Source organism: Tatumella ptyseos, assembly GCF_030552895.1.
GTDB lineage: Bacteria > Pseudomonadota > Gammaproteobacteria > Enterobacterales > Enterobacteriaceae > Rosenbergiella > Rosenbergiella ptyseos_A.
The window spans coordinates 537,048-563,077 of record NZ_CP130649.1; the positions used below are offsets into that span (position 1 = coordinate 537,048).

22 protein-coding genes and 1 riboswitch are annotated in these 26,030 nt (G+C 45.7%); of the genes, 15 read left to right on the forward strand and 7 right to left on the reverse strand.

Annotated features, from left to right (window positions below):
• On the forward strand, window positions 1–2,823 hold the full coding sequence (glnE, locus tag QJR74_RS02645) for a bifunctional [glutamate--ammonia ligase]-adenylyl-L-tyrosine phosphorylase/[glutamate--ammonia-ligase] adenylyltransferase (RefSeq protein WP_304373066.1): 2,823 nt from the start codon (window positions 1–3) through the stop codon (window positions 2,821–2,823).
• Between the two features lie 86 nt (window positions 2,824–2,909).
• Window positions 2,910–4,334 (forward strand): bifunctional D-glycero-beta-D-manno-heptose-7-phosphate kinase/D-glycero-beta-D-manno-heptose 1-phosphate adenylyltransferase HldE, encoded by a 1,425-nt coding sequence (hldE, locus tag QJR74_RS02650; RefSeq protein ID WP_304373067.1) that lies wholly within the window; start codon window positions 2,910–2,912, stop codon window positions 4,332–4,334.
• A gap of 42 nt (window positions 4,335–4,376) precedes the next feature.
• Here hldE and ubiK read toward each other — a convergent pair whose 3' ends face one another.
• On the reverse strand, window positions 4,377–4,700 hold the full coding sequence (ubiK, locus tag QJR74_RS02655; protein ID WP_304373068.1) for a ubiquinone biosynthesis accessory factor UbiK: 324 nt from the start codon (window positions 4,698–4,700) through the stop codon (window positions 4,377–4,379).
• Between the two features lie 177 nt (window positions 4,701–4,877).
• Window positions 4,878–5,026, forward strand: a riboswitch (FMN riboswitch).
• A gap of 106 nt (window positions 5,027–5,132) precedes the next feature.
• Here ubiK and ribB point away from each other — a divergent pair.
• The gene (gene ribB / locus QJR74_RS02660; RefSeq protein ID WP_304373069.1) at window positions 5,133–5,792 is read left to right on the forward strand and encodes a 3,4-dihydroxy-2-butanone-4-phosphate synthase; all 660 of its coding nucleotides are present in this window, start codon (window positions 5,133–5,135) and stop codon (window positions 5,790–5,792) included.
• Between the two features lie 113 nt (window positions 5,793–5,905).
• On the opposite strand, the gene QJR74_RS02665 is transcribed toward ribB, so the two are convergent.
• Together QJR74_RS02665 and QJR74_RS02670 are read right to left on the reverse strand one after the other, a co-directional pair.
• Entirely contained in the window at window positions 5,906–6,361 is a 456-nt protein-coding gene (locus tag QJR74_RS02665; protein WP_304373070.1) for a hypothetical protein, read from the reverse strand.
• A complete protein-coding gene (locus QJR74_RS02670) occupies window positions 6,358–8,184 on the reverse strand; it encodes a hypothetical protein (protein ID WP_304373071.1) in 1,827 nt (608 codons plus the stop codon). Before QJR74_RS02670 ends, QJR74_RS02665 begins: the two co-directional genes overlap by 4 nt.
• Before the next feature lie 238 nt (window positions 8,185–8,422).
• On the opposite strand from QJR74_RS02670, the gene ygiD reads away from it, so the two are divergent.
• Window positions 8,423–9,202, forward strand: a complete 780-nt coding sequence (gene ygiD, locus QJR74_RS02675) for a 4,5-DOPA dioxygenase extradiol (RefSeq protein ID WP_304373072.1) — start codon at window positions 8,423–8,425, stop codon at window positions 9,200–9,202.
• Window positions 9,203–9,257: 55 nt separating this feature from the next.
• Here the strand turns inward: ygiD and tolC are convergent, their stop codons facing one another.
• Window positions 9,258–10,757 carry an outer membrane channel protein TolC gene (tolC, locus tag QJR74_RS02680; RefSeq protein WP_304373073.1) on the reverse strand — a complete coding sequence of 500 codons (1,500 nt, stop codon included), beginning with the start codon at window positions 10,755–10,757 and terminating at the stop codon, window positions 9,258–9,260.
• 210 nt (window positions 10,758–10,967) lie between these two features.
• Between tolC and nudF the strand changes: the two genes are divergently transcribed.
• From nudF to parE, 5 genes are read left to right on the forward strand one after another with little or no spacing between them, the layout of a single operon-like run.
• Window positions 10,968–11,603 (forward strand): ADP-ribose diphosphatase, encoded by a 636-nt coding sequence (nudF, locus tag QJR74_RS02685; protein WP_304373074.1) that lies wholly within the window; start codon window positions 10,968–10,970, stop codon window positions 11,601–11,603.
• The gene (locus tag QJR74_RS02690) at window positions 11,600–12,031 is read left to right on the forward strand and encodes a DUF1249 family protein (protein WP_304373075.1); all 432 of its coding nucleotides are present in this window, start codon (window positions 11,600–11,602) and stop codon (window positions 12,029–12,031) included. Before nudF ends, QJR74_RS02690 begins: the two co-directional genes overlap by 4 nt.
• Before the next feature lie 39 nt (window positions 12,032–12,070).
• On the forward strand, window positions 12,071–12,895 hold the full coding sequence (cpdA, locus tag QJR74_RS02695; protein ID WP_304373076.1) for a 3',5'-cyclic-AMP phosphodiesterase: 825 nt from the start codon (window positions 12,071–12,073) through the stop codon (window positions 12,893–12,895).
• Window positions 12,896–12,897: 2 nt separating this feature from the next.
• Window positions 12,898–13,479, forward strand: a complete 582-nt coding sequence (gene yqiA, locus QJR74_RS02700) for an esterase YqiA (RefSeq protein WP_304373077.1) — start codon at window positions 12,898–12,900, stop codon at window positions 13,477–13,479.
• A gap of 30 nt (window positions 13,480–13,509) precedes the next feature.
• A complete protein-coding gene (parE, locus tag QJR74_RS02705; protein ID WP_304373078.1) occupies window positions 13,510–15,405 on the forward strand; it encodes a DNA topoisomerase IV subunit B in 1,896 nt (631 codons plus the stop codon).
• A 12-nt stretch (window positions 15,406–15,417) separates the two neighbouring features.
• On the opposite strand, the gene QJR74_RS02710 is transcribed toward parE, so the two are convergent.
• Window positions 15,418–16,005 (reverse strand): NAD(P)H-dependent oxidoreductase, encoded by a 588-nt coding sequence (locus QJR74_RS02710; protein ID WP_304373079.1) that lies wholly within the window; start codon window positions 16,003–16,005, stop codon window positions 15,418–15,420.
• Between the two features lie 199 nt (window positions 16,006–16,204).
• On the opposite strand from QJR74_RS02710, the gene parC reads away from it, so the two are divergent.
• The 3 genes from parC to ftsP all read left to right on the forward strand — a co-directional run bounded on the left by parC (window position 16,205) and on the right by ftsP (window position 20,805).
• Window positions 16,205–18,442, forward strand: a complete 2,238-nt coding sequence (parC, locus tag QJR74_RS02715; RefSeq protein WP_304373080.1) for a DNA topoisomerase IV subunit A — start codon at window positions 16,205–16,207, stop codon at window positions 18,440–18,442.
• A gap of 134 nt (window positions 18,443–18,576) precedes the next feature.
• On the forward strand, window positions 18,577–19,314 hold the full coding sequence (locus QJR74_RS02720; protein ID WP_304373081.1) for a 1-acylglycerol-3-phosphate O-acyltransferase: 738 nt from the start codon (window positions 18,577–18,579) through the stop codon (window positions 19,312–19,314).
• Window positions 19,315–19,368: 54 nt separating this feature from the next.
• Window positions 19,369–20,805, forward strand: coding sequence for a cell division protein FtsP (gene ftsP, locus QJR74_RS02725; RefSeq protein ID WP_304373082.1), 1,437 nt, complete (start codon window positions 19,369–19,371; stop codon window positions 20,803–20,805).
• Between the two features lie 30 nt (window positions 20,806–20,835).
• Here ftsP and dkgA read toward each other — a convergent pair whose 3' ends face one another.
• Together dkgA and metC are read right to left on the reverse strand one after the other, a co-directional pair.
• Window positions 20,836–21,666: a 2,5-didehydrogluconate reductase DkgA gene (dkgA, locus tag QJR74_RS02730; RefSeq protein ID WP_304373083.1), complete on the reverse strand. Its 831-nt coding sequence runs from the start codon at window positions 21,664–21,666 to the stop codon at window positions 20,836–20,838.
• Window positions 21,667–21,763: 97 nt separating this feature from the next.
• The gene (gene metC / locus QJR74_RS02735; RefSeq protein WP_304373084.1) at window positions 21,764–22,963 is read right to left on the reverse strand and encodes a cystathionine beta-lyase; all 1,200 of its coding nucleotides are present in this window, start codon (window positions 22,961–22,963) and stop codon (window positions 21,764–21,766) included.
• 296 nt (window positions 22,964–23,259) lie between these two features.
• Between metC and exbB the strand changes: the two genes are divergently transcribed.
• From exbB to QJR74_RS02750, 3 genes are all read left to right on the forward strand, one after another.
• The gene (exbB, locus tag QJR74_RS02740; RefSeq protein ID WP_304373948.1) at window positions 23,260–23,985 is read left to right on the forward strand and encodes a tonB-system energizer ExbB; all 726 of its coding nucleotides are present in this window, start codon (window positions 23,260–23,262) and stop codon (window positions 23,983–23,985) included.
• Between the two features lie 5 nt (window positions 23,986–23,990).
• Entirely contained in the window at window positions 23,991–24,413 is a 423-nt protein-coding gene (exbD, locus tag QJR74_RS02745; RefSeq protein ID WP_304373085.1) for a TonB system transport protein ExbD, read from the forward strand.
• Window positions 24,414–24,570: 157 nt separating this feature from the next.
• Entirely contained in the window at window positions 24,571–25,872 is a 1,302-nt protein-coding gene (locus QJR74_RS02750; protein ID WP_304373086.1) for an MFS transporter, read from the forward strand.
• Window positions 25,873–26,030: the final 158 nt, after the last annotated feature.

Here is a 26,030-nt window from a genome sequence, read left to right on the forward strand (position 1 = left end):
ATGTTGCCACTCCCGTTAGCATTAACTCAGCAAGCGGAACATCGTGTTCAGGATCTGATCTCTCCAGAAGATCCCTTATTTGCTGTCGTCGCATTCAGCGATTTTGTCGCGGATAATCTGCAGCAACATCCCGAGTGGCAACAGCGTTTAGTTGACCAGCGACCACTTGCCGAAGAGTGGCAACAGTATCAACAATGGTTAGATCAGCAGTCAGTGCCGTCAGAAACCGAAGCTCAAGTTATGCGGCGCTTGAGGCTATTTCGTCGCGAGATGCTGGTACGTATTGCCTGGATGCAAACGCTCAATATCGCGACGACGGAGCAAACGCTACAGCAATTGAGCCATTTAGCCGAGGTACTGATTGGTAGCGCGCGGGATTGGTGCTGGCAGCAATGTTGTCAGGAGATGGGAACTCCGACTAACTCGCAGGGCGAGACGCAACCTTTTTTAATCTTAGGGATGGGTAAGTTGGGGGGCGGTGAGCTAAATTTCTCTTCCGATATCGACCTGATTTTCGCATGGCCTGAAAATGGTAGTACGGTAGGGGGGCGACGGGAGTTCGATAATGCGCAATTTTTTATGCGTATGGGACAACGACTCATTAAGCTTCTCGACCAGCAGACGATGGATGGGTTTGTTTATCGTGTCGATATGCGCTTACGACCTTTTGGCGATAGCGGGCCCTTAGTGTTGAGTTTTGCTGCGCTGGAAGATTATTACCAAGAACAGGGGCGGGAATGGGAACGTTACGCGATGGTGAAAGCCCGCTTGATGGGGGCAGAGCCGTCTCCCTATAGTGAAGAATTACAGCAGCTACTACGCCCCTTTATCTATCGCCGCTACATTGATTTTAGCGCTATTCAATCGCTAAGAACGATGAAAGGAAAAATTCATCGGGAAGTGCGGCGTCGTGGGTTAAAAAATAATATTAAGTTAGGGGCTGGAGGAATTCGAGAATGTGAATTCATCGTACAAGTCTTCCAGCTAATTCGCGGCGGAAGAGAGCGTGCATTACAAACGCGATCGTTTTTCGCGGCGTTACAATCAATCGAAACCTTGGGACTATTACCCCAAGAACAAGCTCAAGCACTGTATTCTGGATATATTTTCTTGCGCCGGCTGGAAAATTTGTTGCAAAGCATTGGTGATCAACAAACTCAAACATTGCCTGAAGACGAATTAACTCGCCAACGTTTAGCTTGGGCGATGGGAATGGAAAGTTGGTCGTTATTGGCCAGCGCCCTCGATCGAGTGATGCAAGAAATTCATACTATCTTTGTGGAGCTTATCGGCGAAGAAGAGGCCCGTACTGAAGAGGCCTCAGAACACTATACTCAACACTGGTGGATAGATGCCCCAGACATCGAAGAGCTGCAAGAAGCCACCCCTCAATTAACGGCTGAACAGCAGCAGCAATTATTGTCTTCACTCCAACACTTTCAACATGATATTGGCCGCAAGACGGTGGGGCCTCGAGGACGCCAAGCACTCGATCAGTTAATGCCGGTCATCTTAGCTGAGGTCGTTCCTCGTGCAGACGCTGCCGCGACGTTTTCACGCTTGGCTGAAGTACTGCTCAGCGTTGCGAGTCGCAGCACCTATCTTGAGCTATTTATTCAATATCCCGGTGCCTTGAAACACCTAGTCAGATTATGTGCAGCGTCACCAATGGTCGCGACTGAGCTTGCCCGCCACCCTTTACTGCTCGACGAGTTATTAGATCCGCAGACGCTTTATCAACCCGCACCGAATAACAGTTATCGGGAAGAATTGCGTGAATACCTATTACGGATCCCCCAGGAAGATGAAGAACAGCAAGTAGAGGCCTTACGGCAATTCAAACTGACTCAACAATTACGTATTGCTGCGGCAGATATTGCCGGAACTTTACCCGTAATGAAGGTGAGTGATCACCTCACTTGGTTGGCCGAAGCATTATTAGAAGTTGTCGTCTGGCAAGCATGGCAATTAATGGTTCAGCGCTATGGTCGGCCTAATCATCTTACCGCCGAGCAGGAACCGGGTTTTGCTGTTGTGGGTTACGGGAAGTTAGGGGGCTGGGAATTAGGGTATCGTTCCGATCTAGATTTAGTTTTTTTACATAATTGCCCAGCAGATACCGTCACCACCGGCGAACGCAGTATTGAAGGACGCCAGTTTTATTTGAAGATGGCACAGAGGATTATCCATCTTTTTAGTACTCGAACCGCCTCAGGAATCCTCTACGAGGTCGATGCAAGGTTACGACCTTCTGGCTCAGCGGGTATGCTGGTGACGACTTTCGAAGCATTCGAAGATTATCAACGCAAAGAAGCGTGGACTTGGGAACATCAAGCCTTAGTTCGAGCTCGCATGGTTTTTGGCGATGCAGGGTTACAACAGAAGTTCACGCAAATCAGACAAAGTATCCTCTGTCGTCCCAGAGAGGCCGGTCAGCTTACCGTTGAGGTAACAGAGATGCGTGAGAAAATGCTTAAGCACTTGGGTAATAAATATCTTCCTAAGTGGGATATCAAAGCTGATCAGGGTGGAATCATTGATATTGAATTTTTAGCTCAGTATTGGGTCCTAAGGTTTGCAGCACAGCATCCTGATCTCACGCGTTGGTCAGATAATGTGCGAATTTTTGATCTGTTAACCCATCATGGCATTTTAACGGAAAACAATGCACAGGCCCTGACTCAAGCCTATATCACCCTGCGTGATGCGTTACATCATTTAGCGTTGCAGGGAGAGAACGGTGTAGTGGATGAGCAACAATTTCTTGCTCAGCGTTCGGTTACACGAGCAACTTGGTTGCATTGGTTAGCACCAGAGAAATAGCGCTACGACCTGAGCCCCGCCATTCTGATTGGGCTGTGGTATGATAAGCGCAAAATGTTAAATAAATCTAGCTTGGAGTTGCTGGCATGAAGGTTTCACTGCCTGAATTTAATCGTGCAGGAGTATTGGTGATTGGCGATGTAATGCTTGATCGCTATTGGTACGGACCAACACAACGGATTTCTCCGGAAGCCCCAGTCCCTGTCGTCAAAGTCGATGAAGTGGAACAACGCCCAGGTGGTGCAGCGAACGTTGCAATGAATATTGCTTCCCTCGGTGCGCCATCACGTATCATCGGTTTGACGGGTGAAGATGAAGCGGCTGAACAGCTTAATGCAGCATTGACTGAAGTAGGGGTCGATTGTCAATTCGTGACTCTGGCAACTCATCCGACCATTACTAAGTTAAGGGTGCTTTCTCGTAATCAGCAACTCATTCGTTTGGATTTTGAAGAGCCCTTCGAACTCCAGCAAAGTGCGAAAATTACCGAACGTATGCCGAGTGCTTTGGATAATATCGGTGCGGTGGTGCTGTCAGATTACGCCAAAGGTGCATTATCAGATATTCAACCCTTGATCACTCAGGCGAGAGAAGCGGGTATCCCTGTCCTCATCGATCCTAAAGGTCATGATTTTACACGCTACCGTGGGGCGACATTGCTCACGCCAAATTTATCGGAATTCGAAGCGGTGGTGGGTAAATGCCATAATGATCAGCAGCTGGTCGAAAAAGGCATGGCATTGCTGGAAAGTTGCCAACTCAGTGCCTTACTCGTTACACGTTCCGAACAAGGTATGACCCTGTTGCAACCTGGAAAATCACCGTTTCACCTCCCGACACAAGCACAGGAAGTGTTCGATGTGACTGGGGCTGGCGATACCGTTATCGGGGTGTTGGCCGCCTCACTCGCCAATGGTTGTACCTTGGAAGAGGCAAGTTTCTTAGCGAATACCGCAGCAGGAATTGTGGTAGGGAAACTTGGTACGTCAACGGTCACGCCGATTGAACTGGAAAATGCATTGCATGCCCGGCCTGAAGATGGATTTGGCATCATGAACCCAGTCAGGTTACAAAAAGCCTTGGCTGCCGCGCGTCAGCGTGGTGAAAAGATTGTGATGACGAACGGATGTTTCGATATTTTGCATGCAGGCCATGTCTCTTATCTAAACCATGCCCGTAAATTGGGTGATAGACTGATTGTAGCGGTAAATAGCGACGCATCGACAGCACGGTTGAAAGGTCCTACCCGTCCCATCAATACCCTTGAGAATCGAATGGTTGTTCTTGGGGCATTGGGAGCAGTCGACTGGGTCATCCCTTTTGAAGAAGATACTCCTCAACGATTGATCGCTGAATTATTGCCTGATTTACTGGTTAAGGGGGGGGATTATCGTCCAGAAGAGGTAGCCGGTGGCGAAGAAGTCATCGCTAACGGTGGCGAAGTGCGGATACTAAACTTTGAAGAAGGTCTCTCGACGACTAATATTATCAACAAGATTACTAGCCACTAATCTACTCTTTGACGTCGCCGGATACTGGCGACGTCAAAGCCGTTAGTCGTGTTTGACATCCGGTACAATCGGCGTCTCGCTTGAGACTTCGGCAGGGCTAACTTCTTGCGGTTCGGTGCCAGCCGCTTGCTTACCTTCCAGTGCATCAAGGCGCTTCTCTAGTAATGCCAACTTTTCTCTTGTACGCACTAAGACTTGTGTTTGTACATCAAACTCATCACGGTTAACCAACTCCATACGGCTGAGCTGTGCTTGGAGGACTTGACGGATTTTCTTTTCTACGTCATCACCAAGATTACGAATTCCCTGAGGTAAGGAGTCTTGAACTTGGCGAGCGATTTGTTCAATTTTTTTTGCGTCAATCATAATTATTTCCCGAGGTTAACGCCGGAGTAACTCTGAGAATTCTGGCGTGCAGGCTGTTGGTTACTTAAGTGTAATCGCTAATTCATCATGGCGAAACCTAATTTTCAGCACACGAAAAGCTAATTTTGGTCTTAGCGCTTGATTGCGCATTAATAATTTTGCCGATATAGTGAAGATGCTTATTCTCAGGGCGGGGCGCAATTCCCCACCGGCGGTAAATCAGTCATTCTGAAAGCCCGCGAGCGCTTTGGCGATGTCGCTAAAGGTCAGCAGATCCGGTGTAAATCCGGGGCCGACGGTTATAGTCCGGACGGGAGAGGGTAAAAGATACTGTTTCGATCATTGCGATCTCTGCTGTATTACTACGTCTATCGACGTCACTCCTATGCCCTGATTCTGGTAATTTTATTAATATATATAGGATTTTTTACCATGAATCAGAACACACTTTTATCTGAATTCGGCACGCCAGAACAGCGTGTAGAGTCGGCTTTACAAGCACTTCGTGAAAACCGAGGCGTTATGGTTTTAGACCATGAAGATCGCGAAAATGAAGCCGATATGATTTTTGCTGCGCAAAGTATGACAGTGGAGCAGATGGCACTGACCATCCGCCACGGTAGTGGTATTGTCTGCTTATGCATCACAGAGCAACGCCGTGAGCAATTGGCGCTACCAATGATGGTTGAGAATAACTCGAGTGCCTACGGCACTGGGTTTACGGTAACTATCGAAGCTGCTCAGGGCGTGACTACTGGTGTTTCCGCAGCTGACCGCTTAACGACGGTGCGAGCAGCTATCGCTGAGAACGCAGTACCAGGCGACCTTAACCGCCCTGGTCATGTTTTCCCATTACGTGCCCGTGAAGGGGGAGTACTCACCCGTGGGGGACATACTGAAGCCACTATTGATTTAGTGAGACTCGCCGGTTACGCCCCTGCAGGTGTGTTGTGCGAACTGACCAATGACGATGGCACTATGGCCCGTGCGCCGGAAGCGATTGTGTTTGCTAAACAGCATAATATGCCAGTAGTCACTATTGATGATCTGGTGGCATGGCGCCAGCAGCACGATCAGCAGAAAGCGGTCTAATTTTACAACCTAATGGTTCGGCTTAGGGCAAGTATTAGCGTTAAGTCGGTACCATTAGGCCTTTTAAATAATTAATAGCCTTTAGTGTGAAAAGATAAGCCACATACTGACCCTTAAAGCAGTGAAATCCCCTGCATAATATTTTCGTGAGTAACGGGTTCGAGCAGGTAGTCGAGTCCACCATCTATTAAAAGTATTACAATAATAAAAATAATCGAACAATAGAGTAAGTATAATTTAAACAACATTTGTTTAATGATAATTTTCTGAGTAGTAATTGGTATTTTCTTTATAAAATTAAACTCTTCTTCAGATATTGTCTTCAACCAACGTTCTTTATTATTGTAGCTTTTTATTTGTAGTAATTTCCCATACACACCAGGCCGTATACGAGGCCAATATCTTTGAGGGAAACTTTCCAACCAATAAAAATTGGGATATTTTCTAAATCTTCTGTAATAATTTTTATCTAATTTTTCAAAAATAACTGCGTTCTTTTTATCATATAGATAAAATATAATCGCTACTGAGATCAATATTAAACCAATAATTATTTTGCTTGTCTTCATTTTTTCTCGGTAATGCTATATAAAATGTTACCTACCGATTCGCCATAAGAAGCTCCTGCTTCGGCTCCTATTATACTTAAGCTAACAGCGCAGCCTATAGTGTTCCAAGGCCCGGTAAGTGCCATCGCAAGGCATAATGATACCCCTAATGTTCCACCAGCCATGCTTCCCGTAAATTTCCCTATCTCTCTAAACGTAGTCTGCTTACACTCATTAGCTCTTCCCAACGAACAGGCATGATAGATTTCGTTTGCTGAATTCAACACGCTAAAACCGATACCTACGTAACCCGTCGTTTTCATTATCTTGACTAGCTTACTGGCATTTTTAAGATGTGTAGCATAGCCAGGGATTACGCGGGTACCGGATTTTTTCCAGTGATGCACGATTGATTTAGAAGAGAGCCGTAAAGCTGACTTGATTTTTTTATCCTGAGGCAGGTCCAGTACCTGACGTAAAAATGAATGCTTAAGCAATGTATCAAGCTGGGAGAAAAGAATTCCACGGCGTAAGTAGTAGGCCTCACCGCCTAGTACCGCATTGCCGATATAAGTCGATTTATATAATTGGTCGATTTGATTTAAAATTTTATTAATTTTGTTGAAGTAGACTTCACCGACCGTGCCGGCGATACCGATACCTGTTGAGGCAATAGAAGAAAAATTGGATAGTGTAGCGTAATTATCAAGGAAAAAATCGCGGTCAATTCCTTCGATTTCAACAGCTTCTAAGGCCTGTTGGGTTGTCTTTTGGGCGGCGATCAACTGAGCTAATTCTTCCTCACAAGGGTACTCAGGATCGGCAAGCAGTAAAATATTCCCTGCCTTAATGATACTATCGTCCTGGCCATTCAGTTTTCTAAATAATGCGATAGCTTTTGATGGAGATTCATCTGTAAAAATCTCATTTTCTAATTCCTTCAGTGTTGCATCTCTATTGACGATTATAAAACCAAGTGTTTCTCTCCTTTCTGCTAGTTCATTACCGTTAATTACCTTTATCAGTGCATTGACATTCCCGTCATCGTGAAAATGGATATCACAGGATAACTGATTAATATTAACATTTATTTTACTTTGTAAGCGAAAAGACACTTTTCCTGGACTTATGTTGAAATAGTCTAATGAAAAGATAGGTTTTCCATCGTAAATTGTTTGATCAGTGCCCCAATATCCTAAATCATCGTCGACATAGTCTACCTCTCCATCCATTCTGACCCACTCGCAGAATTTATTTACATCATAATAGGATTCACCATTTCTACCACTGATACTGATCCCGTAGAATTTGCACTCTCCGTAGAGAACATGACGAGTATAAATAGAAACCCAAATATCCTCGGAAAAATTTATTTTGATCGATGCCGAAAAGCTCTCGATATCAAACCATAGATAAGGAGGCGGATCGCTAAATTCTTCAGGAATGGGAGTCAAAAATGATATATCAGTAACTAAAGTTGTCGCATAGCTAAGGGAACGGCTATCGCTATACAAATAATCATAGGGATTGAAATCGCTATTGCTCTCGGCAGTGTCATCGTAACTATCGTAATAATCATCAATCTCTTTTGTAACTCTCTCTTCTTCAGCAATCAGTTCTTGTAGAGAATCCTTTAAAATTTGTACATCTTTTTGCTCTAAGTACTCAGACGGATTTCCTTGCTGCTCATCGATGATATATTCTAAGTCACCCCTTTTATCTCTTATTTTTTTCAGTTGATCGTAATATTTACTTTCATTAAAGAAGTAGCCAGAAAATGTAATTTCAAACCCTAATATTCCTTGGTTATCTTTATGAAAAAGAGGCTTTTTAAATATGCTCATAATCACTCCTTGATTCGTTCAGCCCTTTATACTCTTTTATAGAGGGAAAATTTGCTTAAAAAGTCTCAATTGATGAGGATAAAATTTGTTTAATATCAAACTTCATTCAATCAATCGAAAAATCACTCTAATAGCTGATATTCAATTTTTTTGAAAATGATCATCATCTGCTGCTAGGTGTGATTTTGGCTGAGGAGCGTATTCTAGACTCAAATTTTTAGTTAAGGAGTCTACTACCATGCAACGAATGCCCGCGCTTTTTCTTGGCCATGGTAATCCCATGCATGCCATTCAGGAAAATCGTTACACCGACGTATGGCGTCAACTTGGCGAACAACTTCCTCGGCCTACTGCTATCCTAGTTATCTCGGCGCATTGGGTGACACGAGGAACAGCCGTTACAGCGATGAGTCATCCGAAAACGATCCACGATTTTGGACAGTTCCCTCAGGCATTGTTCGATGTTCAGTATCCGGCTCCAGGTGATCCGCGATTAGCGGAAAAGATTAAGCAACAGCTTGCCCCGTTAAATGTGAGAGCAGACTATGATTGGGGGCTCGACCATGGAACTTGGGGAGTCTTAGTAAAAATGTACCCTAATGCTGATATACCTGTGGTGCAATTAAGCCTAGATGTCGCATTAACGCCTGCAGAACATTATCAACTGGGGCAACAGTTATCCTCGTTACGTGACGAAGGCGTTATGATATTGGCGAGTGGCAACACTGTGCACAATTTAGCAATGGCGCGTTGGGGTAAAGAGGGGAATATCTATCCTTGGGCGGAAGGTTTTGATCAGCGGGTCCAAGACGCCTTAGCGTCAACAACGGGTGATAGCCACCATCCGTTAATCGACTATATGCAGTTACCGGATGCAAGGTTAGCGAATCCTACCCCTGAACACTTTCTACCTTTATTGTATATTTTGGGTGCGGCACGGTCCGATGACACAATAACGGTACCGGTGACAGGAATGGATATGGGCAGTATTAGTATGACAAGTGTAGTAGTGCAGTGAGAGGGCCAAACTAACGTCGGCAAATCAAAAAGACTTTGCCAACGCTATCATCTAATTATCCGCGAAACGGATTACCTGCACGAGGTGTACTGGCCACTGGGGTAGATGAGTGAGTAACTGGAGCTGTTGAATTCAACGATGCTTGTTGCGTCCGTACCGGCGCTACACCATCGGCACGGTTATCTTGTACGGGATTATCCGGAGCAACGGCTTGAGGAGAGGTCGAGACATCCTTACCTAAGGTGCTATTTAACGCGATAATGTCTTGCTCATTAAGCGTACCTAAGGCGTATTTGATATTGATTTGGTTAATCAAATAGCCGTAGCGAGCATCGGAAAGCTGTTGCTTAGCGTTGTACAGCGTGGTTGTTGCATCCAACACATCGACAATTGTACGAGTACCAACTTGATAACCCGCTTCCATCGCATCCAATGAGCTTTGTGCGGACACCACAGCTTGACGGTAAGCATCAATACTACTGATGGACGCGTTGACATTATTAAATGACGAACGCACAGTTTGTACTGCTGAACGGTGTGCGCTCTCTAATTTCTCGCTGGAGCTAACAAAGCTATATTCAGCTTGTTTTACCTGCGAGGTGACAGAACCACCGGTGTATAGCGGGATAGATAGACTCACACCAACTTGGTTGTTCCCCGCGATTGAATCTTGAGTGGTGGTAGTAGTGTGAGCACGGTACCCTTGATACTTAGTGTTGGTCAGTCCTGTTGAGGCATTTAAGCTCAACGTTGGCATATGGCCAGTTTCATAATAACGAATTTGCTCACGGGCTAAGTCTTTTGATAGACGAGCAGAGAGTAAGGACAAGTTATGATTTTCAGCTTTCGTCAATAAAGCATCGATCGGCTGTGGTCTTTCCGTTTTAAAACGGCCGATATCCAGTGAAGACAGGGAGAAGTAACTATTTCCCGTTACCTGACGCAGAGCCTCCATCTTATTATCGATATCATTACGTGCGGTAACTTCACTCGCTAATACGCTATCGTATTGCGCGCGGGCATTTTGCACATCGGTAATCGCCACAAGTCCTACATTGAAACGTTGAGTGGTCTGATCGAGCTCGCGATAAATAGATTGTTTCTGTGCTTCAACATAAGAGAGCGTATCGATCGCATTAAGCACATTAAAGTAGGCGGTCGCAGTATTAAGAATCAGGTCTTGTTGAGCGACTTGATAAGTGACATCTTGAATCCCTGCCGTTTTCTCTTGCAGAGTCAGTGCACGCCATTTCGACATATCAAAAATAGTTTGGGTAAGCTGTAAGGAACCAGCCCAAGCATTAGAACGTACGCCGCTGTTGTCCCGATAACCGCTATTGAAGGTGTAGTCGCCACCTAGCCCCAGCTGAGGTAGTAATGGGCTGCGAGATTCATTAATTTTTTCAAACGCAGCATCACGATCGGCCGCTGCACTACGTAAATCAGGATTGGTATCACGTGCTTGTTGATAAACTTGTAATAAGTTTTCAGCGTGGCCTAAAGTACTGAAGCCAGCTAAGCTCAGACCAACGAGTACGGGGAGCAATTTTTTCATTTGCGTTCCTTTGTGTTGCAGCGAAATTGCAAAAATAAAGTTGTCAGGTCAAAAAAATTTTTCGAATTGTACCAGACAGACAGAATGAAATAAGTTGGCTGAACGTGCCTTACTTGGCGCGTTAGCGTAAAATATTAACTTAATAGCCCAGTTTTCTAGTAAAAAATCGTCCTAGGACATTGGAACCACTCTACATCCGAGGTCTATTATATGTGCAAAAAGCCAAAATCTCCCACCCAATTTACACGCGATGATGTTGAAATTTTGCACCAAGAACCCATGTATAAGGGATTCTTTTCAATCACTAAATATCAATTTCGTCACCGCCTCTACGCGGGAGGTATGAGCGAGCCTGTCGTCCGCGAAGTTTTTCAACGCGGAAAAGCGGTTGTTTTGCTTCCCTATGATCCGATTCGTGATGAAGTGATATTAATTGAACAAATTCGTATTCCGGCGCTAGAGACAGCGAAAACTCCTTGGCTGATTGAGTTAGTCGCGGGAATATGTGAGGCGGGAGAGTCGGATGAAGAGGTAGCGCGTCGCGAAGCGAAAGAAGAAGCCGGTATTGAGGTGGGCCGGACTAAGCCTTTGCTCAGTTATCTATCCAGTCCAGGTGGCAGTAGTGAGAGGCTGGCGATATTTATTGGAGAGGTCGACGCGACCAAAGCAGAAGGGAATCATGGGTTAGCGAGTGAAAACGAGGACATTCTTGTGAGAGTCGTGAGTCGTGAACTCGCTTATCAGTGGGTCGAGTCGGGAATTATCGATAATGCCGCTTCCATTATCGCCCTTCAGTGGCTTGCCCTGCATCATGAGCAAATACGTAATGAGTGGTTATCTTCATGAAACAGCAATACACCCCCAATTTCCCAGAAATGATGCGCTTAAATGAAACAAACTATGCGCAATTACGGAGATTGATCCCTAAAGACGAAGCCGAGGGTGCCAGCTTAACCTATCAAGTGAATGGCACCCATTATCAAGTGGTGATCGAAGAATCTACGCGTTACACCACGCGTGTTATGATTAAACAAGTGGCGCCAGTCGTCAGTTACTGGCAGTTACCCTCGATGTCTGTCAGGTTATATCATGATGCGATGGTTGCAGAAGTGTGTTCGACACAACAGATCTATCGCTTCAAAGCACGCTATGATTACCCTAATCGGAAACTGCACCAACGTGATGAAAAACATCAAATTAACCAGTTTCTGTCGGAATGGCTACGTTATTGTCTGGTGCAAGGTGTGATGGCGACGCCATTGCCTGAGATGTGAGGCAATAGTGATTTCAACGCGGATAAAAGGTGAGTTGTAGTGAATTCTTTAGTGCCAGAGGTCGCTGATACACGGAGCATTCGTCTCCTACAACTTACTGATATGCATCTCTTCAAGACTCCGCAAGAGAGTTTATTAGGGGTCAACACTTGGCAAAGCTATCAAGCGGTAATCGACGCGGTTATCGCGGAACAACGCCATATCGATTTGATTATTGCTACCGGTGACCTCGCTCAAGATCATAGTCCTGAGGCTTACCATGCTTTCGCAAAAGGCATTAGCCGACTACAGAAGCCGTGCGTATGGCTACCTGGAAACCACGATTTCCAGCCCGCCATGGTGAAAACCTTGGCAAACGAGGGGATCTGTGACCAAAAATCGGTACTATTAGGTGATCAGTGGCAGCTACTTTTACTCGATAGCCAGGTACATGGCGTTCCCCATGGGTTACTGAGCGACTATCAGTTGCAATGGCTAAGCGATGCGCTGGCGCAATATCCTCAGCGCCACAGCATCATTTTACTTCACCACCATCCTATTCCTTCGGGTTGCACGTGGTTAGATACGCATAGCTTGCGTAATTCGCATCAATTAGCCGAGGTATTACAGGGCTACCCGCTCGCTAAAACGGTCGTCTGTGGCCATATTCACCAAGAGATGGATGATCGTTGGCAGGGGCGACGTGTGCTGTCTACGCCTTCGACGTGCGTACAGTTTCAACCGCAATGTACCGGATTTACTATCGATAACCAGTCTCCAGGCTGGCGTTGGTTAGAGTTACGCCCAGACGGAGAGATAGCCACTGAAGTGCAACGTCTGGTCAATGGACAATTTCAGCCCGATTTTCATTCTGAAGGGTATTAAAAATGCCGACATTGCTCTATCTGCATGGTTTCAACAGTTCGCCACGCTCCGAAAAGGCTACACTTTTTGCTGAGTGGTTGGCGCAGAGTGCCCCAATGGTCACTTTACAGATCCCAGAATTACCCGCAACGCCGGAGAAAATATCGTCTTTTCTAGACTCGACATTTATGCAAAGTGGTGAACGCCCGGTAGGAATTATCGGGTCGTCGTTAGGGGGCTATTATGCGACATGGCTATCGCAACGTTACGCTGTTCCGGCGGTAGTGATTAACCCGGCGGTCAAGCCATTTGAGCTATTATTAAATTTCTTAGGCGATAATCAGAATCCCTACACAGGGCAGAAATATGTGTTAGAGTCTCGCCATATAAATGACCTAAAGACACTTGAAGTAACCCCATTAGTCGCGCCTGAATTGCTCTGGTTACTGCAACAGACTGGTGATGAGGTATTAGATTATACTCAAGCCGTTGCTTACTATTCAGCATGCCGTCAAACGGTAGAAGAGGGAGGGAATCATGCTTTTCTCTCTATCGAGCGCCACTTTCCATCGATAATCGAGTTTTTTGGTTTAACGCATTGTTAACCGCTCACTCTGTATAAACGAAAGAAGATAATGACTCAATCAAGTTATAACGCTGCCGATATCGAAGTTCTCACCGGACTTGAGCCCGTACGACGTCGTCCCGGTATGTATACCGATACTGTTCGTCCTAATCATTTAGCACAAGAAGTGATTGATAACAGTATTGATGAAGCGCTAGCCGGACATGCTAAGCGTGTTGAAGTCATTCTCCATGCGGATCAGTCACTGGAAGTGATCGACGATGGACGAGGAATGCCTGTTGATATCCACCCCGAAGAAGGCGTGCCCGCAGTAGAGCTGATTCTTTGTCGGCTACATGCCGGGGGGAAATTCTCCAATAAAAACTACCAGTTCTCCGGTGGTCTCCACGGCGTCGGAATCTCTGTGGTTAACGCCCTCTCTACACGCGTAGAAGTCACGGTAAAACGTGGCGGTGAAGTCTACGATATGGCTTTTGAAAATGGCGACAAAGTACAAGATTTGGTAGTTACAGGAACGGTTGGTCGTCGTAATACGGGAACGCGTGTCCATTTTTGGCCTGATAGCCACTTTTTTGATACACCAAAATTCTCTGTCAGTCGTCTCAGTCATCTTTTAAAAGCGAAAGCTGTCCTGTGCCCTGGCGTGGAAATTGTTTTTAAAGATAAAGTCAACGATAGCGAACAACGCTGGTGTTATGAGGATGGTCTAACGGATTATCTTCGTGAGGCGGTCAATGGACTCCCCGTTTTGCCTGAGGAACCCTTTGTCGGCTCGTTTTCCGGTGAAACCGAAGCGGCTGATTGGGCGTTACTGTGGTTGCCGGAAGGCGGAGAGTTGCTCACCGAAAGTTACGTTAACTTGATACCAACCATGCAAGGGGGAACCCATGTCAATGGACTGCGTCAAGGGTTGTTGGACGCAATGCGTAACTTCTGCGAATACCGAAATATCCTGCCGCGCGGGGTAAAACTCTCCGCAGAGGATATCTGGGATCGTTGCGCTTATGTATTATCGGTCAAGATGCAGGATCCACAATTTGCAGGACAGACTAAAGAACGCTTATCGTCGCGTCAAACTGCCGGATTTGTGGCTAGCGTCGTCAAAGACGCCTTCAGTTTATGGCTGAATCAAAATGTACACATTGCAGAACAATTGGCAGAACTCGCCATTGCCAGCGCACAACGGCGCTTACGGGCAGCCAAAAAGGTGGTGCGTAAGAAACTGACTAGTGGTCCGGCATTGCCAGGTAAATTAGCTGACTGTACCGCACAAGATTTGACTCGGACCGAACTCTTTCTGGTTGAAGGGGATTCTGCTGGGGGATCAGCAAAACAGGCTCGGGAGCGAGAGTTCCAAGCTATTATGCCGTTGAAAGGAAAAATCCTTAACACTTGGGAAGTTTCTTCCGACGAGGTGTTGGGTTCTCAAGAAGTCCATGATATCTCGGTAGCCATTGGTATTGACCCCGATAGTGAGGATCTCAGTCAGCTACGTTACGGTAAAATCTGTATTTTAGCCGATGCAGACTCCGATGGATTACACATCGCGACCTTATTATGTGCGTTATTCGTCAAACACTTCCGAAACTTGGTACGTAACGGGCATGTCTATGTTGCCATGCCTCCCTTGTACCGTATCGATTTAGGGAAAGAAGTACACTATGCGCTCGATGACGACGAGAAGGATGTCATCATCGATAAATTAAGCCGTAAACGCGGTAAAATCAGTGTACAGCGCTTCAAAGGATTAGGCGAAATGAACCCCTCACAACTGCGGGAAACAACGCTAGATCCGAATACTCGTCGTCTGGTGCAGCTGACTATTAGTGATGAGGATGAAGCGGAAACGCTACGGGTGATGGATATGCTGCTGGCGAAGAAACGTTCGGAAGATCGTCGGAACTGGCTACAAGAGCAAGGAGATCAGGTCGAGATCGAACTCTGATCCCCAAGGTTATTACCCCTGGCCAAAGATATCGGTCAGGTGTTTTTGATAGTCACGAAGATAGGTCGGGACGTCAGGACGCTTAATCACGTCGTTGCAGATAAAGGTTGGATGTGCAGTCATCCCCAAAAATTGGAAGGCTTTGTGCGTATGCAGATAAACGCCGTCTACGCCAACACCTTCGAAAAATTGCTCTTTATCGGTAAAGGCTTGCAGGGGGGCATTCCACGTTAATGACAGCATGTATTGCTTGCCCTGTAATAGGCCACCAGAACCATAATGTTTTTCGCTATCGGCCCGACTGCGTCCATCATTGGCATAAAGTCGTCCATGTCCGAAGGTAAAAACTTCATCGATGTATTTCTTAACTGTCCATGGCTCTCCCATCCACCAGCCTGGCATTTGCAAAATAAGGCTATCGGCCGCGACAAACTGTTCGATCTCTTGTTCGATATCGTAGTCATCGGTCACACAAACTTTAGTCACTTTGTGACCTAAGGCTTTGAGTGTCTCTTCCGCGGAATTGGCCAGAGTATGGTTGAGTTCGCCTTGCGAGTGGCCGAAGGTGGTACCACCATCAATAATGTGGATGTGGCTCATCTGTCTTCTCTCATATCAAATTAGGGGAGTTGTCCTTAAGGATTATCCATGATTTTTACTTAGATAATTAACGCTCTATGCGGTAGCAGTACAGAGCAAAATCAGAGTTATTGTGACTAACGATGTCGAATAAGGTACTATCGCGGACAAATAATCCCGCCAAAAATATGCATCTCGGGAGCGAAGTGAGGAAAAATTCATGAGTGTAATCACGCAGGACGGTGTCGAGCGCCGCGCACTACACGAATTTACTGAGAATTCTTATCTCAATTATTCGATGTATGTCATTATGGATCGCGCATTGCCTTATATTGGAGACGGCCTTAAACCGGTACAGCGTCGCATCATTTATGCGATGTCAGAATTGGGCCTCAATGCCAGTGCAAAATTTAAAAAGTCGGCGCGTACTGTCGGTGATGTGCTCGGTAAGTACCATCCTCACGGTGATAGCGCCTGTTATGAAGCCATGGTGCTCATGGCACAACCTTTCTCCTATCGTTACCCGCTAATCGATGGGCAAGGTAACTGGGGGGCGCCTGATGATCCCAAGTCTTTTGCTGCCATGCGTTATACAGAGTCAAGACTCTCTAAATATGCGCAAACCTTATTAGCAGAGTTGGGGCAGGGAACGGTCGATTTTATTCCTAATTTCGATGGCACGCTTGAGCAGCCGAAAATGTTGCCTGCGCGTTTACCCAACATCTTACTTAATGGCACGACCGGTATTGCGGTAGGCATGGCAACAGATATCCCGCCGCATAACTTGCGCGAAGTGGCCCAAGCGACCATATCGCTTATCGATAAACCTGAGACATCCTTAGAAGCACTTCTCGATATTGTGCAAGGTCCAGATTTCCCGACGGAAGCGGAAATCATTACACCACGTAAAGAGATCCGTAAAATTTACGAAACGGGGCGCGGGAGTATCCGCCAGCGCGCGGTTTGGCAAATGGAAGACGGTGAAATTGTCGTCACAGCTTTACCTCATCAAGCATCGGGTTCGAAGGTATTGGAACAGATCGCGACTCAGATGCGTAATAAAAAGCTACCTATGGTCGAAGATCTTCGCGATGAATCTGACCATCAAAGCCCGACTCGTATCGTAATAGTGCCGCGTTCAAATCGTGTTGATAGTGAAGCATTAATGAATCACCTTTTTGCTACCACCGATTTAGAAAAAAGCTATCGTGTTAACTTGAATATGATTGGCTTAGATAACCGACCAGCGGTTAAAAACTTACGAGAAATCCTCAGTGAGTGGCTAGTGTATCGACGTGACACAGTACGTCGTCGCTTATCGTATCGTTTAGAAAAAGTCTTAAATCGCTTACATATTTTAGAAGGCCTACTGGTCGCTTTCTTGAATATCGATGAAGTCATTGAAATCATTCGCAATGAGGATGAGCCTAAACCTGCATTAATCGCTCGCTTCGGGCTAAGTGAGACTCAAGCTGAAGCTATTCTCGAATTAAAACTTCGTCATCTCGCCCGTCTTGAGGAAATGAAGATTCGCGGTGAACAAGACGATCTCGAAAAAGAGCGCGATGAACTTCAAGCACTCTTAGCTTCAGACCGTAAAATGAACACGTTACTGAAGAGAGAGTTACAAGCCGATGCTAAGTTGTATGGCGACGACCGCCGTTCACCTCTGCAAGAGCGAAGCGAAGCTAAAGCAATTAGCGAAACAGATTTAGTTCCTTCTGAACCGGTGACTGTTGTGCTGTCACAAATGGGCTGGATTCGTGCTGCACGAGGCCATGATATCGACCCAACAGGATTAAGCTATAAAGCAGGAGATAGTTACTTAGCCTCAGCAAAGGGTAAGAGTAACCAACCCGTCAGCGTAATTGATTCTACTGGCCGTAGTTATACCTTAGATCCGAGTACTCTTCCTTCTGCTCGAGGGCAGGGAGAACCAATCACTGGTAAAATTACCCCGCCTCCAGGGGCGACCGTTCAACAGGTATTGATGGAAGCAGATGATACCCAATTACTGATGGCATCCGATGCGGGTTATGGTTTTATCTGTACCTTTGCAGACTTACAATCACGGACTAAATCAGGTAAGGCCTTACTGACATTACCTGATCAATCGAAAGTCATGACGCCACAAATTATTGATCCCAATAACGATCAGTTACTGGTGATTACTGAAGCGGGTCGAATGCTGATGTTCTCTGTCAAAGATCTTCCTCAATTATCGAAAGGAAAGGGAAATAAAATAATTTCCATTCCAAGCGCCGATTTCACGGCCGGGAAAGACAAACTGTTATGGCTACTTTTATTAAACGAACAAAATAGCGTTACGCTTTATGTCGGTAAACGTAAGCTGAAACTTCGTAGTGAAGAGTTACAGAAATTCAAAGCAGAGAGAGGCCGTAAAGGGACATTATTACCGCGGGGATTACAACGTATTGACCGGGTTGATATTGAATAATCTTTTTACTCTGCGAAATAGAGAAAGCTAAGGTAAGGAGTATCGTGTAGAGAGCTTTTAGCTTATGCGATACCTCTCTTGTTTGAAGAACATTGAAGAGAAGAACGTTTACAGTCTTCTTATTTGAGGGTCATATGCTGTTAATTTTACGAGCGATTATCGTCGTTGTGTATTCTATTTTAGTTTGTATAGTCGGTTGTATATGGTGTCTTTTTTCACCTCGCAATCCTCGGCATGTGGCGACCTTCGCGCATATGTTCGGTAAATTAAGCCACGTTTTCGGTATTACGCTGGATATTCGTAAGCCTAAAGGAATTGAGAACGTCGGTAACGCCATCTATATCGCCAATCACCAAAACAATTACGATATGGTAACCGCTGCGAATATGGTCCAAGCACCAACTGTAACCGTTGGGAAAAAAAGCTTAGCATGGATCCCTTTTTTCGGTCAGTTATATTGGTTAACGGGCAATTTACTGATTGATCGCGACAACAAGGCAAAAGCACACGGCAGTATCAACCAAGTTGTGGAACAGTTAAAAAATGGTCGTGTATCATTCTGGATGTTTCCAGAAGGAACACGCAGTCGCGGGCGTGGTTTGTTACCGTTTAAAACCGGAGCTTTTCACGCAGCATTAGCAGCGGGCGTACCGATTATTCCCATCGTCGTCTCGGACACTCATAATCAAATTAAGCTTAACCGACTAAAGAATGGTTTAGTGATTGTCGAAATGCTACCGCCAATTGATACTAGCGCTTTCAAAGATCAGTCTGCAAGAAAGTTGACTAATTATTGCCGCGAAGTGATGCAGCAGAAATTAGATGAATTAAACGCCGAAGTTGCACGTCGTGAAACAGACCGCGTTAATTAATTACGCCTTATATCAAGGCTCACACATTACCGTTTTGTTTAAGGTTCTTCGTTAATGGCTTTTTCCCGGCGTAAATTTATACAGTATTCAGCGGTGGCAGTGGTCGGTCCGACGTTGCTTCCTAAAACGGTTCTTGCTGCAGACAACGAGGGGAGTAATCCACTCTATATTCCGCCATTAATCGAGTCCCGCCGTGGACAGCCCATTTTCTTAATGATGCAGGAGGCTCACTGGGCCTTTAATGGGCGTAACCAGGCTGATTGTATCGGCTTTAATGGCATGTATTTAGGGCCAACCGTGAAGGTTTGGAACGGTGACGATGTTAAGCTGATTTACAGTAATCGCCTGGCCGAATCTGTCTCCATGATGGTCAGTGGGCTACATGTACCAGGTCCGTTATGTGGTGGTGCGCCGCGTTTGATTTCATCGGAAGTCGATTGGTCGCCAATTTTACCTATTCGTCAACCGGCGGCCACGCTCTGGTACCATTCTAATACCTATCAGCATGCGGGTTCACAAGTCTACCGTGGTCTCGCTGGGCTATGGTTAGTTGAAGATGAAGTAAGTAAGCAGTTACCACTCCCTAAGCATTATGGTGTTGATGACATTCCATTGATCATTCAAGACAAGCGCTTAGATAACTTTGGCACACCCGTTTATGAAGAGAGCTCAACGCCATTCCTCGGGGATACGCTACTGGTCAATGGTACGCAGAAACCCTATTTCAATGTTTCACGGGGATGGGTTCGCCTCCGCTTGCTGAATGCCTCAAATGCTCGGCGCTACCTATTACAACTTTCGGATAGCCGACCATTTACGGTGATTGCCGGCGATCAGGGATTCATGTCTGCACCCGTCACGACTACCCAGCTCTCTTTAGCTCCTGGTGAACGGCGTGAAGTCTTAATCGATCTTTCAGACGGCCATAACGTTTCTATTACGGCCGGAACGGAAGCCACGATCATGGAGAGAATTCGAGGTATCTTCGAACCCTCCACGGTGTTGACGTCAACCTTAGTATTAACGTTAAGGCCAACAGGGCTATTACCTCTCGTTACGGATAGTGTACCGAGCTCGTTAGTTACTGCGCTTGAGACCGGCCTAACCAGTCAAACGCGTCATATTCGTTTAAATGATTCACCGGCAGGAATAAACGATAGAAAATGGGACGTTAAGCGAGTGGACATGACCGTGCAGCAGGGGAGTTTTGAACGGTGGACGGTAGAAGCCGATCTGCCACAATCTTTCTCAGCCCAAGGGGCGATGTTCTTGGTCAAGAGCGTTAACGGTGCGCCGCCGATGGTTGAGGATCGTGGCTGGAAAGACACCGTTTGGGTGGATGGTAGTGTGGAACTGCTGGTCACCTTCCCTCAAACCTCTTCTGAACATTTCCCTTTTATTTACGGCAGTCAAACGTTGGAGCAATTCGATCAGGGGGCGGTGGGGCAACTGTTGGTTCAACCTTCTGCCACATCGAGTAACGGTTACTAGTCAAGCCTCCCAGTCGGGAGGCTTATAGTGTTAGATCTTCTCGAAGGTATCAGGTTCTGGACCGAGGCGTTTGCCACTATCTAGAGCGGCAATCGCTTTCAGCTCTTCTTTTTCAAGTTTAAAGTCAAAAACGGCGAAATTTTCATCAATGCGTTTAGGGGTGACAGATTTTGGAATCACGATCAACCCACTGTCTAAATGCCAACGGATAACGATTTGCGCAGGTGTTTTCTGATATTTTTTCGCTAACGTTTGAATGACCTCTTGATCAAAGACTCCCTCACCACCTTGTGCTAAAGGACTCCACGACTCGGTATGGATTTTATGCAATGCATTCCAAGTGTGTTGTTGGCGTTGCTGAAATAACGGATGTAATTCGATTTGGTTTACGACGGGCGTAACCCCCGTTTCACGAATAATACGCTCCAGATGTGCCTCTTGGAAATTACAGACGCCGATACTTTTAACAAGCCCTTGGCGTTGCAGATCGATCATGCCTTCCCAAGCTTTCACATAATTATCTTGCTGCGGGCAAGGCCAATGCATCAGGTAAAGATCAACATAATCCAGTTGTAACTTATTCAGACTGGTTTCTAACGCATTCTGCCAATCTGTTTGGTCAGAATTCCAGAGTTTTGTGGTAATGAACAAGTCGTCGCGAGCCAATGAAGACTCTTGCAATGCTTGGCCGACACCTTCTTCATTTTTATAAATTGCCGCGGTATCAATTGAACGATAACCGGTATTCAACGCGTGGGTAACCGCCTCTTTCGTTTGTTCAATCGAAGCTTGCCATACTCCCAAACCAAGTTGTGGCATGGTACGACCATCGTGTAGCGTAACAGTTAATTGCTGTGACATTTTAGGCTCCTTCACTCGATCAAAAGATCATGGACAGTGAGCCTAAGTGTAGTCAAATAAGTCAATTTGTGCAGGCGAACACGACTTTTCGGAGTCTTTACACACTCTCTTTTAGACGAGAGAAGCCTCTTTCTAAATCAGCAATTAAGTCTTGGGGATGTTCCAAACCTATGTGCAGTCTAACCAATGTCCCTGTAAAATCGACTTGACCAACGGGACGAATTGCAGCGACCTCTTCCGGTTGGTTAGCTAAGATTAATGATTCAAACCCCCCCCAAGAGTAAGCCATACTAAAGTGCTCGAAATGGTCAAGGAAATGGGCAAGCCTTTTAGCATCTAATTTCTCTTTCAGTATGAAAGAGAATAACCCGCTACTCCCTGAAAAATCTCGTTGCCAGAAGCTGTGTCCAGGGCACTCTGGCAAGGCCGGATGGTTCACCCGAAAAACGTCATCGCGTTGACTCAGCCATTGTGCGATCTCTATGCTTGACGATTCGTGTTGGCGTAAACGCACAGCCAGCGTACGTAAACCGCGCGCCGTGACGTAAGCGGTATCGGCATCGACCATTTGGCCCATTAAATAGGAATTTTCACGCAGTTGTTCTAGGCAGCGCTCGTTAGCTACGGCCGTCCCAATCATGGCATCTGAGTGACCCACTAAATATTTGGTTCCTGCTTGGATGGAAATATCTGCCCCAGCGTCCAATGCCTTAAATAGCACCCCAGCCGCCCAAGTATTATCAACAATGACTACTGCTTGCGGAGCGATGCGGCGCACCGTTGCGATAAGGGTAGGGATATCTTGCACTTCCATCGTAATGGAAGAGGGCGATTCTAAAAATACGACTCGTGTTGTGGGACGAAGCCATTGGTCAATCTCTGCACCGGAAAGGGCAGGGAAATAGGTTGTTTCAACGGCAAGTTTTTTAAGAATGGTTGAGCAAAAATCCTGAGTAGGTTCGTAGACGGATCCGCTTACAAGAATATGATCGCCGGCTTCAACGAAAGCGAGGATTGCATTGGCCACTGCCGCGGCACCACAAGGATAAAGCACACAGCCCGCACCGTTCTCCAGTTCAGTCATCGCGTCTTGTAAAGCAAAGTGCGTCAATGTACCCCGACGACCATAAAAGAGTTCTCTCTTCGCCCGGCCTGCGGTGGCGAGTTTCTTATCGGCTACCGTGGGGAAAACTAAGGAGGAGGCACGCTGGATCACCGAGTTGACTGCGCCTTGAGTGTAACGTGGTTTACGACCCGCACTTATTAGTGTGGTTTCAATATGTTGCTTATCGGACATTAGGATTCCCAACTCTTTATCATTCGATTACCGCTAGAGTAAGCAGAGTTGATAAAAAAGGGCAGGATTTTTTTAGGCTAAACAGTCATAACAGTATACTTATAATCTCTTAAAAAACTTCGCCCGATCTCTGTTTGTAACTGGCTGTTTTTAGCGAATATTATTCGTGAGATAGTTTTCATTATGTAAATAGTAATGATAACTACTATCAATAGAATTTGCTTTTGGTATCATAGAGCCAATTGTTTTACGCAACAGACCGAGGCTATAAAATGAGTGTGGTGACCAATAATCTGATGCAGACAGATTTATCTGTATTAGGCATGTACCAACATGCTGATATTGTTGTAAAAGTTGTGATGATAGGTTTACTACTCGCCTCCGTTGCGACCTGGGCAATTTTCTTTGCCAAGTATACAGAGCTGAGTGCTGCTAAACGTCGCCTCAAAGCAGATCAACTCGCCCTAAAGGAAGCGCGTACCCTTGATGGCGCTGGAAAAATTGCTCAACAATTTTCTAAAAATAGCCATGCAGCGATGCTGGTCGCAGAAGCCCTGGATGAACGCATACTGTCTGCACAAAGTGATGACCAAGCGGGCATTAAAGAGCGTACCGTCTTTCGTCTAGAGCGCCAAGTTGCGCGAATTGGCCGCCACGCTAGCCGTAATAATGGCTTTTTAGCGACCATTGGTTCTGTCTCACCCTTTATCGGCCTATTTGGTACGGTTTGGGGGATCATGAATAGTTTTATTGGTATTGCTAAAACGCAAACCACTAATCTTGCCGTTGTCGCGCCAGGTATTGCCGAAGCGCTCTTAGCTACCGCGGTTGGTTTAGTTGCGGCAATTCCTGCGGTGGTAATTTATAACGTCTTTGCACGAATGATAGCCGGTTATAAAGCCTCTTTAGGTGATAGTGCTGCACAGATTATTCTGTTACAAAGTCGCGATGCGGACCTACAAAGTAGTAGTTACACCGCCATGGCGCAAAATACGTCTGCTCAAAAACTTCGCGTAGGATAATTGTCATGGCAATGCGACTCAATGATGAAGTAGACGGCGACGGTGAAATGCATGAGATTAACGTCACGCCTTTTATCGATGTGATGTTAGTTTTACTTATCATCTTTATGGTGGCAGCGCCGTTAGCGACGGTTGATGTACGTGTCAATCTTCCTGCCTCAACGAGCACGCCGCAACCTAGACCAGAAAAACCGGTATACCTAAGTGTGAAAGAGGGTAACCAGCTATTCGTCGGTAACGATGCAGTGAGTAAGCAAGATCTGGTTCAAAAAATTGTTGCGCAGACGCAAGGTAATAAAGAGACGACGATTTTTTTCCAAGCAGACAAAACGATTGATTACGCTACGCTAATGAGCATCATGGATGACCTACGTGGCGCTGGATATCTTAAGATAGGATTAATGGGCTTAGAGCGCGCGCAAAAATAACCCTTAATTTTTATCGAATAGTCCTCCTTCGGGAGGATTTTTTTTGCCTAAGACATGGTTGTTTATTAATTGTTATAATTTTTTTAATGAAAAGTTATATTAATAGTATTACAAAAGGGGACGACAAGAGTAAAAAAATAAATGTGAGAAACGTCTAATGAGCTATACAGAATCGTCTTCTAGTCCTTCAGCTTGGCAAAATGCGAAATCTATCTTTCGTGTGACAAGTGGTAACTTTCTCGAAATGTATGATTTCATGGTATTTGGTTATTACGCGACCGCGATAGCCAATACCTTTTTTCCGGGGAGTAACCCCTTCGCCTCTTTGATGCTGACATTGATGACCTTCGGTGCCGGTTTTTTAATGCGTCCGCTCGGTGCGGTGATACTCGGTACCTATATCGATCAACATGGCCGCCGTAAAGGGCTACTCATTACTCTAGGCTTGATGGCATTAGGGACCCTAACCATCGCGGTTGTGCCTGGATATCATACTCTAGGAATACTTGCGCCTATATTAGTGTTAATCGGCCGTTTACTACAAGGTTTCTCAGCGGGAGTAGAATTAGGTGGTGTATCAGTTTACCTTTCTGAAATCGCACCGCCTGGACGTCGAGGTTTTTTTGTAAGTTGGCAATCCGGTAGCCAACAAATCTCAGTTATTTTCGCTGCTCTATTAGGGTTAGTACTTAATCATGTTGTGGGAAAGGAGGCGGTCTCCGAGTGGGCATGGCGCATCCCTTTCTTTATTGGTTGCATGGTTGTTCCTTTTTTATTTTATATTCGCCGTTCACTCGAAGAAACCGAAGCTTTCAAAGAAAAAAAACACCGCCCTGGAATGCGAGAAATTGCGCGTTCAGTATTACGTAATTGGGCGCTGGTTATTGCTGGCATGTTTATGGTCGTTACTACCACAGTGATGTTTTATATGATTACCGCCTTCACACCAACCTTTGGTAAAGCGGTACTCAATATGAGTGACCAGCAAAGCTTTTTAGTCACTTTATTTGTTGGGATCTCAAACTTATTTTGGCTACCCATCATGGGTGCGTTGTCCGATCGAGTGGGGCGTCGTCCATTATTAATTATCTTCACTTTATTAATGATTGCCACTGCTTGGCCTGTATTACGCTGGCTGGTGGCCGCACCAACCTTTTCACACTTAATAGAAACTGAATTATGGTTATCATTTCTTTATGCGAGCTATAACGGGGCGATGGTGGTTTGGCTAGCAGAAGTTATGCCTGTCGACGTTAAAGCCTCTGGTTTCTCTCTCGCCTACAGCTTAGCCACGGCGTTATTTGGGGGATTTACTCCAGCAGTTTCTAGTTACTTAATTCATGTTACCGGTGATAAAGCAATGCCGGGTGCGTGGTTAACGCTTGCGGCAGTGTGCGGTTTTATTGGATCACTCTGTTTAGGGTGGTTAGTCAAACGTTATAACCGAACCGCACATTAGTATCATTAACTTTCTTATGCAGCAGATGCCAGGTAATCTGCTGCAAATGTAAAAATTAAATAAATTAAACCCCTTATTCTTAAATACATTGTTTACTGGCGACTTAATCACGTAATATTAAAAATAATTTATTATTAAGATATTCGGTATGACGATAA

Excerpts from the sequence above, each read along its gene's own strand:
- dkgA (WP_304373083.1), bottom strand. The coding sequence starts at position 21,666 with ATGTCACAGCAATTAACTGTTACGCTACACGATGGTCGTACCATGCCA.
- tolC (WP_304373073.1), bottom strand. The coding sequence starts at position 10,757 with ATGAAAAAATTGCTCCCCGTACTCGTTGGTCTGAGCTTAGCTGGCTTC.
- ribB (WP_304373069.1), top strand. The coding sequence starts at position 5,133 with ATGAATCAGAACACACTTTTATCTGAATTCGGCACGCCAGAACAGCGT.
- parC (WP_304373080.1), top strand. The coding sequence starts at position 16,205 with ATGAGTGTAATCACGCAGGACGGTGTCGAGCGCCGCGCACTACACGAA.
- glnE (WP_304373066.1), top strand. The coding sequence starts at position 1 with ATGTTGCCACTCCCGTTAGCATTAACTCAGCAAGCGGAACATCGTGTT.
- ftsP (WP_304373082.1), top strand. The coding sequence starts at position 19,369 with ATGGCTTTTTCCCGGCGTAAATTTATACAGTATTCAGCGGTGGCAGTG.
- QJR74_RS02720 (WP_304373081.1), top strand. The coding sequence starts at position 18,577 with ATGCTGTTAATTTTACGAGCGATTATCGTCGTTGTGTATTCTATTTTA.
- QJR74_RS02690 (WP_304373075.1), top strand. The coding sequence starts at position 11,600 with ATGAAACAGCAATACACCCCCAATTTCCCAGAAATGATGCGCTTAAAT.
- exbB (WP_304373948.1), top strand. The coding sequence starts at position 23,260 with ATGCAGACAGATTTATCTGTATTAGGCATGTACCAACATGCTGATATT.
- yqiA (WP_304373077.1), top strand. The coding sequence starts at position 12,898 with ATGCCGACATTGCTCTATCTGCATGGTTTCAACAGTTCGCCACGCTCC.
- QJR74_RS02670 (WP_304373071.1), bottom strand. The coding sequence starts at position 8,184 with ATGAGCATATTTAAAAAGCCTCTTTTTCATAAAGATAACCAAGGAATA.
- QJR74_RS02710 (WP_304373079.1), bottom strand. The coding sequence starts at position 16,005 with ATGAGCCACATCCACATTATTGATGGTGGTACCACCTTCGGCCACTCG.
- parE (WP_304373078.1), top strand. The coding sequence starts at position 13,510 with ATGACTCAATCAAGTTATAACGCTGCCGATATCGAAGTTCTCACCGGA.
- metC (WP_304373084.1), bottom strand. The coding sequence starts at position 22,963 with ATGTCCGATAAGCAACATATTGAAACCACACTAATAAGTGCGGGTCGT.
- QJR74_RS02750 (WP_304373086.1), top strand. The coding sequence starts at position 24,571 with ATGAGCTATACAGAATCGTCTTCTAGTCCTTCAGCTTGGCAAAATGCG.
- hldE (WP_304373067.1), top strand. The coding sequence starts at position 2,910 with ATGAAGGTTTCACTGCCTGAATTTAATCGTGCAGGAGTATTGGTGATT.
- QJR74_RS02665 (WP_304373070.1), bottom strand. The coding sequence starts at position 6,361 with ATGAAGACAAGCAAAATAATTATTGGTTTAATATTGATCTCAGTAGCG.
- ygiD (WP_304373072.1), top strand. The coding sequence starts at position 8,423 with ATGCAACGAATGCCCGCGCTTTTTCTTGGCCATGGTAATCCCATGCAT.
- nudF (WP_304373074.1), top strand. The coding sequence starts at position 10,968 with ATGTGCAAAAAGCCAAAATCTCCCACCCAATTTACACGCGATGATGTT.
- ubiK (WP_304373068.1), bottom strand. The coding sequence starts at position 4,700 with ATGATTGACGCAAAAAAAATTGAACAAATCGCTCGCCAAGTTCAAGAC.
- exbD (WP_304373085.1), top strand. The coding sequence starts at position 23,991 with ATGGCAATGCGACTCAATGATGAAGTAGACGGCGACGGTGAAATGCAT.